At 40.2% G+C, this 15,279-nt stretch carries 7 protein-coding genes; all 7 read left to right on the forward strand.

Translation table 11 applies throughout. The features are described 5' to 3' along the window. The first annotated feature begins 250 nt into the window (after window positions 1-250). Window positions 251-2,572: a glycoside hydrolase family 20 protein gene (locus tag WA338_RS02935; protein ID WP_009778954.1), complete on the forward strand. Its 2,322-nt coding sequence runs from the start codon at window positions 251-253 to the stop codon at window positions 2,570-2,572. A 16-nt stretch (window positions 2,573-2,588) separates the two neighbouring features. Further along, window positions 2,589-4,820: a GH92 family glycosyl hydrolase gene (locus WA338_RS02940; protein ID WP_273016821.1), complete on the forward strand. Its 2,232-nt coding sequence runs from the start codon at window positions 2,589-2,591 to the stop codon at window positions 4,818-4,820. A gap of 232 nt (window positions 4,821-5,052) precedes the next feature. Further along, window positions 5,053-6,984 (forward strand): glucosamine-6-phosphate deaminase, encoded by a 1,932-nt coding sequence (gene nagB, locus WA338_RS02945; protein ID WP_273016820.1) that lies wholly within the window; start codon window positions 5,053-5,055, stop codon window positions 6,982-6,984. Window positions 6,985-7,018: 34 nt separating this feature from the next. Continuing rightward, window positions 7,019-8,839: a sodium:solute symporter family protein gene (locus tag WA338_RS02950; protein WP_273016819.1), complete on the forward strand. Its 1,821-nt coding sequence runs from the start codon at window positions 7,019-7,021 to the stop codon at window positions 8,837-8,839. A 125-nt stretch (window positions 8,840-8,964) separates the two neighbouring features. Beyond that, window positions 8,965-11,202 carry a hypothetical protein gene (locus WA338_RS02955; protein WP_272984518.1) on the forward strand — a complete coding sequence of 746 codons (2,238 nt, stop codon included), beginning with the start codon at window positions 8,965-8,967 and terminating at the stop codon, window positions 11,200-11,202. 257 nt (window positions 11,203-11,459) lie between these two features. Continuing rightward, on the forward strand, window positions 11,460-13,817 hold the full coding sequence (locus tag WA338_RS02960; RefSeq protein WP_273005663.1) for a glycoside hydrolase family 3 N-terminal domain-containing protein: 2,358 nt from the start codon (window positions 11,460-11,462) through the stop codon (window positions 13,815-13,817). Between the two features lie 7 nt (window positions 13,818-13,824). Beyond that, the gene (locus tag WA338_RS02965; RefSeq protein WP_272984516.1) at window positions 13,825-15,276 is read left to right on the forward strand and encodes an alpha-L-fucosidase; all 1,452 of its coding nucleotides are present in this window, start codon (window positions 13,825-13,827) and stop codon (window positions 15,274-15,276) included. Window positions 15,277-15,279 lie beyond the last annotated feature (3 nt).

A 15,279-nucleotide genomic window follows, 5' to 3' on the forward strand; every position in this document is an offset into this window, starting at 1 on the left:
TATGTGTGTTTAGATTCGCTTAGAGATTCTAAAACCAAGAACGAATCTTTATTGGCACCGCCAAAGGGTTTAATACTTCGAGGCTTGCCTCGAAATTGAAAATTCGTTTCCAATCAATGCCTTATGGGCTTGCCCTGAGGAAGTTTACTTAGGTACAGCTAGTCCCGGAAAACAATTTCTGGGACAACTGTACCTTATGCTATGTAATAGAATGGCTTGTCTTAGATTCAAAATATTGAAATACTATTTTATGAAACCTATAAAAACACTCTTTTTTCTTTTAGCAATTGCCTTGATAGGTTGTGCCGAAAAGGAGCATCCCTCTTTTACTGAGGCTGATCTGGTTTTAATTCCTCAACCTAAATCTTTGGAGTTGCATTCCGGGAGTTTTGAGATCACTCCAGAAACGCAATTTGTTATTGCAGAAGATAGTCTTGAGGTTCTAACCGGTATTCTCAATGATCTATTAGTGCGGTCTGCAGGCTTTACGCTAGGAGTTACTTCAGAAAAAACTTCAAATAGCATTCAGTTAAAACGGAATGACACTTTAGAAAGTGAGGCTTATTCGCTCAAGGTTACTAATGAAAAAGTGACTTTAGGAGCCAACTCTAAACTAGGTTTCGTTTACGGTTTAGAAACCATCAGACAACTGCTTCCAAAAGAGATTGAAAGTACTTCAGAGGTTTCAGATCTAGCATTATACATTCCTAATGTTTCAATTGATGACGCACCGCAATACCCGTATCGCGGAAGCCATTTAGATGTCTCTCGTCATTTTTTCGGTAAAGAATACATCAAAAAACATCTGGATCGTATGGCTTTTCTAAAGCTCAATACCTTTCATTTTCACTTGGTAGACGATCAGGGCTGGCGCATAGAAATTAAGAAGTATCCTAAACTTACAGAAGTTGGAGGTTTCCGCGTAGACCAGGAAAACAAACACTGGAATGCCCGCACTCCAAATGATCCGGATGACGAAGCAACTTTTGGTGGTTTTTACACGCAGGAAGACATTAAAGAGATCGTAGCCTACGCAAAAGAAAAAGGAATTCGAGTGATTCCTGAAATCGAGATGCCCGCGCACGTGATGAGCGCGATCGCGGCGTACCCTTGGTTGTCGTGTAAAGAAGAACCTATCGCAGTGCCTTCGGGAGGTGTGTGGCCCATAACCGATATTTATTGCGCAGGTAAAGAATCTACTTTTGAATTTCTTGAAGATGTGTTAACCGAAGTAATGGAACTTTTTCCGGGAGAATACATTCACGCAGGCGGAGATGAAGCAACAAAAACCGACTGGGAAACCTGCCCACATTGCCAAAAGCGCATGCGCGAAGAAGGTCTTGCGAATACCGGCGAATTGCAAAGTTATTTTATGAAGCGCATTGAGAAATTTCTAAGCGCTCACAATAGAACCTTGATCGGTTGGGATGAGATTCTCGAAGGTGGTTTGCCACAAAAAGCAACGGTGATGAGTTGGCGTGGTTTTGAAGGAGGTTGGGAAGCGACCAAAGCCGGTCACGATGTGATTATGACACCGGTGAGCCATATGTATTTTGATTATTATCAAGGCAGTCCAGACTATGAGCCGGTAGCCTTTAATGCGTTTCTTCCGCTAGAAAAAGTGTATGCGTTTAGTCCGGTGGTCGACTCGATGAGCGTAGAACAAAAGAAACACGTTTTAGGAGGGCAGGCCAATTTGTGGTCAGAATATATTCCTACCGAAGCGCATTCAGAATACATGTTATTTCCAAGGTTAACAGCGGCTGCAGAAGTACTTTGGAGTCCAGAAGAAAAACAAGATTGGCAAAACTACGCGCAGCGTGTGCGTAAAATGATGCAACGTTTTGACGTGATGGATATCAATTATGCAAAAAGTGCGTTTGCTATTCAACCGGAGTCTGAAATTGATTTAGAAACCGGTAAGATAACGGTGGCTTTACAATCAGAATTTCCGGAAACTGAAATTCATTACGCATTAGATGATGCTGAATTAACTTCAGGATCTTCAGTTTATGAAGTGCCAATTACAATTGATAGCACCACGCTCGTAAAAGCTGCTGTTTTTGAAAACGGAAAGCAAATGGGCGATGCGATGAATAAGTTTTTTGACTTTCATCAAGCCGTTGCAAAGCCGGTAACGTATAAATTTGACTACAATGCGAATTATGCTTCAACTGGGGCAACAGCTTTAGTTGATGTGCTGCGCGGAAGCAAATATTTTGAAGACGGTCGCTGGCAGGGATGGATCAATAATCCGGCTGTGGTTACGATCGATTTACAGGAATTGAAATACGTGCAGCAAGTGGTTGTAGGAACTTTAGAAGAGCAGGGAACCGGGATTTATTTTCCAGAGGAAGTGAAAGTTGAAGTGTCTCAAGATCGGGCAAACTTTCAGCAAGTAGCGCAAACCACACGAGATTATCAACCCAATCCGGGCGCAAAGATTGAGAATTTTAAACTGGATTTTGAAGCGCAGCAGGCACAGTACATTCGCGTAAGTATTCAGCCTTTGTCTAAAACTCCAAAAGGAGGCGGCGCGTGGTTGTTTGTAGATGAGATTTTAGTGAATTAAGAGAAAATATAAGAGCATGAATTATTTAAAAGTTGCTTTGTTCGTCGCATTATGCTTCGGTTTTGTGGCAACTGCGCAGCAAAAGGATTACACCCAATATGTTAACCCATTTATAGGTACTTCTAATTTTGGAGCTACCCATCCGGGAGCGATCGCTCCGCGCGGGATGGCGAGTGTTTCGCCATTTAACGTTGCTGGGCCTCAAAATGTACTGGAAAAAGACAGCCGCTGGTTGTCTAACCCTTATGTGAACGAGAATACCTTTTTAACCGGTTTCAGTCACCTTAATATGAGTGGTGTGGGCTGTCCTGATCTAGGCGTGATTTTGAGTATGCCCACTACAGGCGAACTCAAAACAGCGCATTTAGAGTATGGTACGACCTATAAAAACGAAGAAGCAAAACCGGGATATTATTCGGTTGACTTAGATAAATATGATGTCAAAACCGAACTCACCGCAAGCACGCGCGTGGGTGTGAGCAGGTATAGTTTTCCTGCCGGAAAGGCCAATCTTTTATTGAATTTAGGCCTTGGTCTTACTAACGAACACGGTGCGATGCTTAAGTTCAATTCACCTACAGAGATTGAAGGCTACCGTATGGTAGGTTCGTTTTGTTATAATAATGCTGAAAGTGCCTATCCGGTATATTTTGTTGCGCGCATTTCTGAAGCACCACAAAATTTTGGTATTTGGGATAAACCGGCAACCTATGAAGGTGTAGAAGCGCAGTGGATGGGTTATAACGGAAAGACGCGTCTCAAAGAGCAATTTATGCGTGAAGTGGTGGGAGATAGTATTGGCGCTTATGTGCAGTATGATTTTGAAAAGCCTACGCAGGTCGTGATGAAAATCGGCGTTTCTTATGTGAGCATAGCAAACGCACGTGAGAATCTTGATAAAGAAGTGGGCGATGCATCTTTTGACGAGGTGTATGAGCAAACCAAAAAAGCGTGGAATGATAAATTGAGTGTAGTAGAGGTAGAAGGTGACGATGAAGATGATAAAACCATTTTCTATACCGGATTGTATCACACGCAGATCGCGCCCAGTATTTTAAATGACAGAAACGGTGAGTATCCCGCAATGAAAACCCGGGCGACTAAAAAAACAGATGGTACGCGGTATACGGTATTTTCGCTTTGGGACACTTATCGCAATTACCACCAGTTGATGAGTTTGTTGTATCCGCAGGAGCAGTTAGATATGGTAAATTCTATGCTTGAGATCTATGACCAAAATGATTGGCTGCCCAAGTGGGAGCTTAATGCAACCGAAACCTTTACTATGGTTGGTGACCCTGCAGCAGTAGTTTTAGCAGATACTTATTTAAGAGGAATTACCGATTTTGATATTGAAAAAGCATACGCCGCGATGCTAAAAAGCGCTGATGCCCGTGATGAGAATCCGTTGCGGCCTGGCATAGCCGAATATATTGATAAAGGGTATGTGAGTGTTGATTCTGGTATTTCTGGGCCTGTGTCTACAACTCAAGAATACAATATTGCCGACTATAACATTGCATTGCTTGCAGAAGAATTAGGAAAAAAGGAAGATGCTAAGCGTTTTATGAAACGCGCGCTTTCTTATAAAAAACTATTCAATAAAGAATCAGGCTTTTTACAACCTAAAATGGCAGATGGGAGTTGGTACGAACCCTTTGATCCCCTTGCTGGTGCTAATTTTACCGAGAATCCTGGCTTTATAGAAGGTAATGCGTGGCAGTATTTATTTATGCAGCCACACGATATTAAAGGAATGATCAAGTTGATGGGTGGGGCCAAAAAGTTTGAAGCTAAGCTCGATGCGCTTTTTGCAGAAGATCAGTTTGATATGGCTAATGAGCCAGATATTGCTTATCCGTTTTTGTATAACTATTTGCCAGGGAAGAGTTATAAGACCCGAGAAAAAGTAGCGTCTTTAATTGACACGTATTTTACAAATAAACCTGCAGGGCTTCCGGGGAATGAAGATACAGGAACGATGAGTGCTTGGCTTATTTATGCGATGATGGGCTTTTACCCGATGACTCCGGGAGATGCTACGTATACGCTTTCGGCACCGCAGTTTAAAAAGATCACGATTCACTTGAATCCCGAGTTTTATGATAACAAAACATTGACGATTCAAAATGCGTCAAAAGATCCATCAAATAGGTCAAGTTTGTACTCCATAGATGGTAAAACCTATAGAAAGCCGGTGATCGCTCATAAGGATTGGGTTAAGGCAACTAACGTAGTTTTTGAATAAGTGAAGGCGCATTGTTCTCATTTTATTAACCTTTGATTGCCGATTGCGTTTTAGAAAAGATGTTATTTAGCTTCTTACAGCAGTTGTCTATCGAATCTTTTTTGAAATAGTTAAGAAAATTGGGAATTTCAACCTTAGAAAGCTAGATATTGTAACGTGATGATGTGAGAATAATAAAGAATAATAGTTTTCTAAGCATTTTTTAAAAGTCAGCAAAACTCATTCAGTAGATATGGATTTACAGGTTAAAGATTCGGCATTGATCAAATATGAACCCGCGGGGAAGTTTGAAGAAACGCGTTTTGAAAAAATACACAACATCAGTTTTCAAAATGCTACAGATGCTTCAATAATCGTAGCTCAGGAAATCGCAGCTTTAATCAGAAGCAAAGAAGCTGCTGGTGAAAAATGCGTTTTAGGTCTTGCAACCGGTTCTTCGCCTATCAATGTATATGCAGAACTTGTGCGTATGCATCAGGAAGAAGGCTTGAGCTTTAAAAATGTGATTACCTTTAATCTTGATGAATACTGGCCGATGGATAAATCAGACGTGCAGAGTTATCACTACTTTATGCACGAGCATTTATTCAATCACGTGGATATTCCTGCAGAGCAGGTGAATATTCCAGACGGGACGATTGCTCAAGAAGAGATCAAGTCGTTCTGTATCGCTTACGAAGAAAAAATAAAAGCAGCCGGAGGTTTAGATTTTCAGTTATTGGGAATCGGGCGAACCGGTCATATTGGTTTTAACGAACCGGGGTCGCACTTTAACAGTGGTACCCGAATGATTACGTTAGATTACTTGACGCGTGCTGATGCTTCGGGAGCGTTTAGAGGTTTGTCTAATGTGCCTAAGAAGGCGATCACAATGGGGATCAATACCGTGCTTGGTGCTAAGCGTATTGTGCTTTTAGGATGGGGGCAAAATAAAGCTGAAATCTTAAAGGAAACCATTGAAGGTGAAATCTCTTCGCATGTACCGGCAACCTATTTACAGGAGCACGAGAATACCACATTTGTACTTGATGATGCAGCTGCTTCAGAATTAACCCGAGTGAAAACACCGTGGTTAGTGGGTACTTGTGATTGGACCAAAGAACTTACTGCGAAAGCAGTGTTTTGGCTATGCCAAAAAGTAAATAAAACGATTTTAAGCCTTACCGATAAAGATTATAACGACAACGGGATGTCAGACCTTCTGGCGCTTCAAGGTTCTGCATATAATCTTAATATTGAAATGTTTAATAAGCTTCAGCATACCATCACGGGATGGCCGGGAGGTAAGCCGGGAGCAGATGATACTAATAGACCAGAACGTGCCGAGCCTGCAAAAAAACGTGTGATTATTTTTAGTCCACACCCTGATGATGATGTGATCTCTATGGGAGGTACTTTTGATCGTCTGGTAGAGCAGGGCCACGATGTGCATATCGCCTATCAGACTTCAGGAAATATTGCGGTTTCAGACCACGAGGCTTTGAAGTTTGCTGAGGTTGCTGCGCAAATTGGTAACGGTGACAGAGAGAAATTTGCAGCGATTGCTGAACAAATAAAGAATAAACAACGCAATGAGATCGATCCGGTTGAAGTGCGTCAGTTAAAAGGAATTATAAGACGTTGTGAGTCTTTAGGAGCGACCCGTTTTGAGGGAGTTCCTGACGAGCAAGTACACTTTTTAGACCTTCCATTCTATGAAACAGGAGGGATTAAAAAGAATCCAATGTCTCAGGATGATGTTGACATTGTGAATGACCTAATCGCAACAGTAAAACCGCATCAAATTTATGCGGCTGGTGATCTTGCAGATCCGCACGGGACGCATAAAGTGTGTTTAAATATTATTTTTGAATCACTTAAGCAGCTCAAGAGCGAATCGTATATGAATGATTGCTGGGTGTGGTTGTACCGCGGAGCTTGGCACGAGTTTGAAATGCACGAGATCGAGATGGCAGTGCCTATGAGTCCAGATCAGGTGCTTAAAAAGCGTCAGGCGATCTTTTATCACCAGTCACAAAAAGACGGTGTGATGTTTCAAGGAGAAGACTTGCGTGAGTTTTGGGTGCGTGCCGAAGATCGGAATAAAGAGACTGCTGGTAAGTACAGAGCTTTAGGACTTGCAGAATATGCTGCGATGGAAGCTTTTATGCGTTATCACTTTTAAGTTGAGACAATAAAAATTAAACGAATATTCATTTATGGTAGCTTTAGAAACACTTGATTATGCCATTATCATTGGCTTTTTTGCAACAACCCTTATTGTTGGGCTTTTGGTTGCAAAAAAATCAGGTAAAAGCTCCTCAGAATATTTTCTCTCAGGCCGAAACATGCCGTGGTGGTTATTGGGGATTTCAATGGTGGCGACCACCTTTTCTACCGATACGCCTAATTTGGTTACCGATATTGTGCGTAATCAAGGAGTGAGTGGTAACTGGGTTTGGTGGGCATTTTTGATCACCGGTTTGCTTACTGTTTTTGTATATGCAAAACTGTGGCGTAAGTCTGAAGTGAATACCGATATTGAATTTTATGAATTACGCTACGGCGGAAAACCTGCTAAATTTTTACGTGGTTTTCGTGCGGTGTATTTGGGTGTGATCTTCAATATCATGGCGATGAGCGCTGTGACTTTGGCTGCGATTAAAATAGGTCAAATCATGCTTGGTTTGACTCCGTTAGAAACTATAGGTTACGCCGGGTTGGTCACAGTAATCTTCAGTACGATTGGAGGATTTAAAGGGGTGGTTTATACCGATTTTATTCTCTTTTTTGCGGCAATGGCCGGCGGTATTGGTGCAGCATATTACTGTGTGAATCTGCCAGAAGTTGGTGGGATGGAAGGTTTAATGGCTAACGAAGCAGTGATCAATAAAATCAATATCCTTCCTGATCTTGACGATTCTACCATCTTGATCACTTTATTGATCATTCCGCTTGCGGTACAATGGTGGAGTGCCTGGTATCCCGGGGCAGAACCCGGAGGTGGTGGTTATATTGCGCAGCGTATGCTTGCTGCTAAAGATGAGAACCACGCCATTGGAGCAACTTTTTTCTTTAACGCATTGCATTATGCATTACGTCCTTGGCCGTGGATTTTAGTAGCCTTGGCTTCAATAGTTGTGTATCCAGATATCGCAAGTATTCACGAAGCGTTCCCGAATATTGTAGAAAGTAAGTTAGGAGATGATTTAGCCTATTCGGCGATGTTGACCAAGTTGCCCAGCGGATTATTAGGTCTTGTGATGGCTTCATTAATTGCGGCATATATGTCTACGATATCAACGCATTTAAACTGGGGTTCTTCGTATGTGGTAAATGACTTTTATGCACGCTACGTTAAGCCTGGAGCTTCTCAAAAAGAAATGGTGAACGTAGGACGAATTTCTACGGTTTTATTGATGGTAATCAGTTCTGGAGTTGCGTTACTGCTTACGAATGCCTATCAACTGTTCAATATTATTTTGATGTTTGGGGCAGGTACCGGGTTGATATTTATCTTACGCTGGTTCTGGTGGCGCATTAATGCATGGAGTGAGATCTCTGCGATGTTCTCTTCCGGGATCATTTCGATTCTATTCAATTTTACCTCATTGGGTGTTGTTCTTTTTGGTACTGCAGAGGTAGATGGATTGTTACCTAATTGGTCAACCTATCCGGTGGTCGTTTTGCTTACTTCAATAGTTTGGATTTCGGTAACCTATTTAACCAAGCCTGAAAAAGATAAAACCTTATTTAATTTTTATAAACAAACGCAGCCTGGAGGTCCGGGTTGGGAAAAGATCATTGTGCGCGCACGTGCAGAAGGTCAGGCTTTAATGGAGTCTAATCAAAAATGGTCTGTTCCCGCGGGAATCTTAGCAACACTCGTGGGCTGTATTACAATATATGGTGCGTTATTTAGCACCGGATACTGGATTTATGGGTATTACACTCAAGCCAGCATCCTAACGTTACTCACGCTGATTGCAACCATAGCCCTGGTGAAGTTATGGCAGCGCATAAAAACGAGAGTTTTTTGAGTTTTTTTTAAATTGTTTCTGGTGAAAAGGGCGCTTTTGCAAGCGCCCTTTTTTTGTTTAAGAAATTGACTATTTTAAGTATTAAATCCAATCATTATTTTAATTTTAAATGTAAGTGTAATGAGATGGTTGATTACAATTTTGAAAATTTTGATGATTATGAGTTTGAAATTCTTTGTAGGGAATTGTTGAATGAGGAAAACAAAATTCATATTAAATCGAATCACGGCTTAGATTATGAGCATATACTCTCATTTAGCAATTTTAAGAGAGGCAAAGATGAAGGTGTTGATTTGTATTTTGAAGATGGAGAAACTAGTGTAGTTGGACAAGTTAAACTTTCAAGGGGGAAATTTTCTGATTTATTTTACAGTCTAAAGAGAAAGGTAAAAGGGATAAACGAATTGTCAAAAGTAAAGAAGCTAAACCCTTCAAAATACATTTTCATGACATCTGTTCCGATGTCTTTAGCTAATAAAAAGAAACTTATTGAATATTTCAGTCCATTTATTATCTCTTTAAATGATATTTATGGAAGAGAGGATCTAAATCGTTTATTATCTAAATATTCTAGAATTGAAAAGAAATTCGTAAAACTTTACTTTTCTAATTCTGTTACTCTAGAACGATTGCTCAACAATGCTACTCTTACAAGAAGTAATTTTACGGTTGAGGAAATTAAAAGCCAAATTAAATATTTTGTACAAACTAAAAGTTTTAGTAAGGCATTATCGATAATCGAAAAATCTAATGTTTTAATTATAAAAGGACTACCCGGAGTGGGTAAAACTACACTAGCTAAAATATTATCCTTTTACTTCATTGAGAAGGGTTATACGTTTATTGAAATTTTAACATTAGACTCTGAAATAGAAAGGTTAATTGATTCCGATGAGTGTCCTTATGTTTTTTATTATGATGACTTCCTTGGTGCAAACTCCTTCGTTTTATCTGACTCTTTGAGGAATGAAGGTAGGCTTAATAAATTGTTAAGGAGAATATCAAATAAGAGTGATAAAGCTCTTATTATGACTTCAAGGACTAATATTATTAATACGGCTAGTTATCGATCTGATAAACTTAAAAGAGCATTCCATAGTATTTCTAAATTTGAAGTTGATGCATCTGCACTCAATTATTATGAGAAGGGTAAGATTCTTGATAATCATTTGCAGAGAAACTCATTTAAAAAGAGCTTTTTCGAAAAAGAATTTAGAAAAAAAATTATAGGGCATAAGAATTTTTCCCCAAGGCTAATCGAACATGTGACAGATAGACTTAACTATGAATTAAACGAGAATGATTATAAAGAGTTTGTAATTTCTAGTTTGAACGATCCCTCTGAAATATGGGACTTTGCTTATAATCATCAAATAGATTATAAAAGCCGCATATACTTAAATCATTTATTTCTTTTTGGGGGAGGTTGTGAGCATATGAAATTTAAAAATTCATTTAATCGACGCTTAGATTTTGAAGTACTACATAATAATTTCCTTAAGCAAAATAATGAGTTCAAGGAGTGTACTACTATATTAGATGGTACATTTATTACGATTAATCGAAACAGGTCGATGGACAATGAGAGTTTTATTGAATTTATTAATCCTTCCGTTGGGGATTTTTTAATTAAAGAAATTAGAAATAATCTAGAGTTAATTAAAGGGTCTGTTTCTTGTTTTGATGATGGTGCCATTATTTGGATAAGGTTTAATCATCACAAAAGGGACTTGTTAGAAATTTTTAATTTGAGTGAGCTTAAAAAACTTTTTTTAAATGAAAGTCGGCTTCATTTATTTAAAAATAATATAGAGCTAATAAAATATTTTGAAACATTAATTTACTATTTCGAGATTAGAGAAATAGCAGAACTATTTTCAAATCAAATTGAATCACTTGTATTGGTTGGTTATAATGAAGTGCCATTAGAAGTTTATTGTGGTTTTATGATTAAATACCGGGAATTTGAAGTAGTTAGTGATACCGTTAGGAGTAACGCGGATTCAATATATAAGGCATTGTTGAATAGGTCGGAATATGAAGGAGACTTTATTGAAGTTAACCAATTTTTTAAATGTTTTTCCATAGAATCTTACTTGAGTTTGTCTCAAAATCAGATCGATAATCTCCGAAAGAAAACAATAGAGCGAGTTCTAAAGGATTCAGTTAAGCAGTTTATTCATGAGAATTGTGAGAATATTTTATCTTACAATGATGTTGAAATATTTTATGAGTTTTCTAGGGAGGTTTTTAAGAAGCGTTATCTAGAATATGGGCATATTGAGGGCATATTGGTGAAAATTCTAGACTCTCAAAATTGGCAACATTTGATAGAGTACCATAAATTCAAATATGCTAAATGAAACTCATAATTCAGTACTTCGCACATCTAAAACATTTAAGAAAATCTTAATATTTAGCGTCGCTAAGCTACGCGCAACGGTTATTCAGCGATTAATTTTCAAAACGAATTGATGTTCTTATAGTTTTAAAGAGCGTATTGTAAGTATTTTTATCTTATTGTTGAGATTTTGACAATACCTTCAGAAAAAAGCTAAAAGGTCATATGTGTTATATTTATTTGAGAAAGTTGACAACTGCTGTGTTCGTGCTTGTTTTCATGGCAGTGCAACTTTCGGCACAGGAGCAAGTTCCTGCTAATGCTGTTTACAAAAGTTCTAGAGCGCCTATAGAAGCCAGGGTTACAGATCTGCTAGAGCGCATGACTGTAGAAGAAAAAGTAGGTCAGCTTACCACCCTTTTAGGGTGGAAAATGTATACCAAAACCGGTAATTCGGTTGAAGCAAGCGAAGCGCTAAAAACGGCGATCGAAGAACAGAAAATTGGCGCCCTTTGGGGCGTGATGCGTGCCGATCCTTGGACGCAAAAAACCTTATTAAACGGTCTAAATCCAGAACTAGCAGCAAAGGCGACCAATGCCATTCAAAAAGTAGCTGTTGAAGAAAGCAGGTTAGGAATTCCTTTATTTCTGGCAGAAGAAGCGATGCACGGGCATATGGCAATTGGGACAACAGAGTTTCCTTCGGCGATCGCTCAGGCGAGTACCTTTAATCCGCAATTGAATAAAAAAATGGGAGCGGCAGTTGCAAAAGAATTACGCGCTCAAGGTGCGCACATTGGTTACGGGCCTATATTAGATTTAGCGCGTGAACCGCGTTGGTCTCGGGTTGAAGAGACCTTTGGTGAAGATCCTTATTTAATTTCTGAAATGGGATTGGGCGTTATAGAAGGCTTCCAGGGAGAAGGAATAGATAATCCCGAAAATGTAATTTCAACTTTAAAGCATTTTGCAGCTTACGGAGTTTCTGAAGGCGGTCACAACGGCGGTGCGGTGCATATTGGGCAACGCGAACTCATGCAAGATTATATGTATCCGTTCAAAAAGGCGATCGATGCGGGAGCACTTTCTGTAATGACGGCATATAGTTCGGTTGATGGAATTCCGAGTACTTCAAACAAAGCTTTGCTTACCGGTTTATTGCGGGAGCAATGGGGCTTTGACGGTTTTGTAGTTTCAGACTTGGCAAGTATTGAAGGAATCAAAGGTGATCATCATGCAGCGGCAACTTTTGAAGACGCTGCAGCCTTGGCGATGAACGCCGGTGTGGATGCAGATTTAGGCGGAAATGGCTTTGATGATGAATTGCTCCATGCTTTTAAAAGTGGAAAGGTTTCTGAAGCACGTTTGGACGAAGCGGTGAAAAACGTATTGCGTTTAAAGTTTAAAATGGGACTTTTTGAAAATCCATACGTAGAAGAAAAGACACCCAAAAAAGAGGTGCGCAGTACTGCACATATAGCGATCGCAAAAGAAATGGCGCTAGAAGGGGTAACCTTACTCAAAAATGAGAATGGATTGCTTCCACTATCTAAAGACCTTAAAAAAATTGCAGTGATCGGGCCCAATGCAGATACTCAATACAATCAATTGGGAGATTATACTGCGCCTCAAGAGCCAGAATTTATTGTGACGCCTCTTGAGGGAATTCGTGCCAAAATGCCAAAGGCTGAGATCACTTATGTAAAAGGGACAGCCATTCGCGATACCACACAAACCGATATTCCGGCAGCGGTAGCTGCGGCAAAAAATGCCGAAGTTGCTATTGTGGTTTTAGGAGGTTCCAGTGCACGGGATTTCAAAACCGAATATCTGGAAACCGGTGCGGCAACCGTGTCTTCAAAAGAAAATGAGGTGCTAAGTGATATGGAAAGTGGTGAAGGCTACGACCGTTCTACCTTAGACCTTATGGGAAAACAATTGGAGCTTTTACAGGCTGTGGAAGCGACAGGAACCCCAACAATATTAGTGTTGATTACTGGCAGACCATTGTTGATCAATTGGCCTGCCAAACACATTCCTGCAATTATAGACACGTGGTATCCCGGTTCGCAGGGAGGTCACGCGCTGGCAGATGTTTTATTTGGTGATTATAATCCGGCGGGTCGTTTACCGGTTTCGATACCAAAATCGGTAGGACAATCACCGGTGTATTATAATCACTGGTGGCCCAAGCGTCGTGACTATGTAGAAGAAACTTCGGCACCCTTGTATGCTTTTGGTCACGGCTTGAGTTATACTACTTTTGACTATGCTGATTTAAAGATTACGCAAAGCGGAAATGCTGCAAGCACGACCATTGAAGTTTCGGTTGAAGTTACCAATACCGGAGATCGTGATGGGGATGAAGTCGTTCAATTGTACGTGCGTGATGTGGTAAGCAGCGTGGTGACTTCAGTAAAACAATTACGCGGTTTTGAACGCATCCATTTGGCCAAAGGCGAAAGCAAAACAGTGACGTTCACGTTGACGCCAGTAGAATTAGCACTTTTTGATGCCGAAATGAATCACGTAGCCGAAGCCGGTGAATTTGAAGTTCAACTAGGAGCTTCTTCTCAAGATATTAGACTTAAAGACAGTTTTGAACTGTTAGAATCCATAAGATTAACAAACAACTAAAGTTTTTATGCAACGCCTTTCATACTCTAAGTTTTTTTATGTTTTAGCTGTGCTGCTGGGATCCCTATCCGGCAGCAACGGCTTATTTGCACAAGGTGGCAATCTGCACGAACAATCAAAAATATATCAAGCACCAACAGATCCTCAGGTTAAAGAGAAACTTGCTACTTGGGGCGATCAAAAGTTTGGTATGCTCATTCATTGGGGAGTATATGCAGTTCCCGGTATTATCGAGAGCTGGCAAATTTGCTCTGAGCCTTGGCTGGAGCGTCCTGAAGGAATCTCATACAACGACTATAAAAAATGGTATTGGAATTTGAGTTCAGTTTTCAATCCCGTGAATTTTGATCCGGATCAATGGGCTGATGCTGCTGCCGACGCCGGAATGAAATATGTGGTTTTTACCACCAAGCATCACGACGGTTTCAATATGTTTGATACCCAGCAAACCGATTATAAAATCACCAACGGACCTTTCAAAAACCATCCAAAAGCCAATGTTGCCAAATATGTATTTGAGGCATTTAGAAAGAAAGATTTTATGATCGGGGCTTATTTTTCTAAACCGGACTGGCATTCGCAAGATTTCTGGTGGGATAAATATGCAACACCAGACCGTAATGTGAATTATGACATCAGAAAATATCCTGAAAAATGGAAAAGCTTTCAGGATTTCACGTTCAATCAGATCAGTGAGCTGATGCACGATTATGGGTCAATAGACATTTTATGGTTAGATGGTGGCTGGGTACGCCCGCGTGAGACCGTGACCGATGAAGTGCGTGCCTGGGGAGCTCCAATTCCAGAATTCAGTCAGGAGATCGATATGCCGCGTATCGCAAAAATGGCAAGGGAAGCACAGCCGGGAATCATCTTTGCAGACCGTACCGTTCATGGGCCTTACGAGAACTATCAAACTCCTGAGCGTTCGATCCCGGAAACCAAACTAGATCATCCTTGGGAAACCAATATGACTTTAGGAAATAACTGGGGTTATGTGCCTAATGATAACTTTAAAACTTCGGCAAAAGTGATTCACAGTTTAGTTGAAGTTGTTGCCAAAGGCGGAAACATGCTTTTAGGAGTTGGGCCACAGCCAGATGGTTTATTGCCTCCTGATGCGCTACCTATTCTTACTGAAATAGGAAACTGGTTAGATACAAACGGGGAGGCAATTTACGGTACCTACGCGATCGATCATTATCACAGTGAGGCAACGTATTTTACTGCAAATGATAAAAATACCTTTGCAATCACCTTATTGACCGAAGGTGAAGCGGTGCCTAATACGGTGAGCTGGGAAGGGAATCTTCCTAAAAAAGGAAGCAGCCTTAAACTGGTAAGTACCGGGAAAAAACTAAACTATACGATTAAAGATAATGTGGTGACCGTTAAGCTTCCTGCTTCGGTAAGAGATGCCGCAAAAGCAGCGCTTGCATTTTCTTATAAATCAGAATAAACG

This window comes from Leeuwenhoekiella sp. CH_XMU1409-2, from assembly GCF_037029365.1.
Classification (GTDB): Bacteria; Bacteroidota; Bacteroidia; order Flavobacteriales; family Flavobacteriaceae; genus Leeuwenhoekiella; species Leeuwenhoekiella blandensis.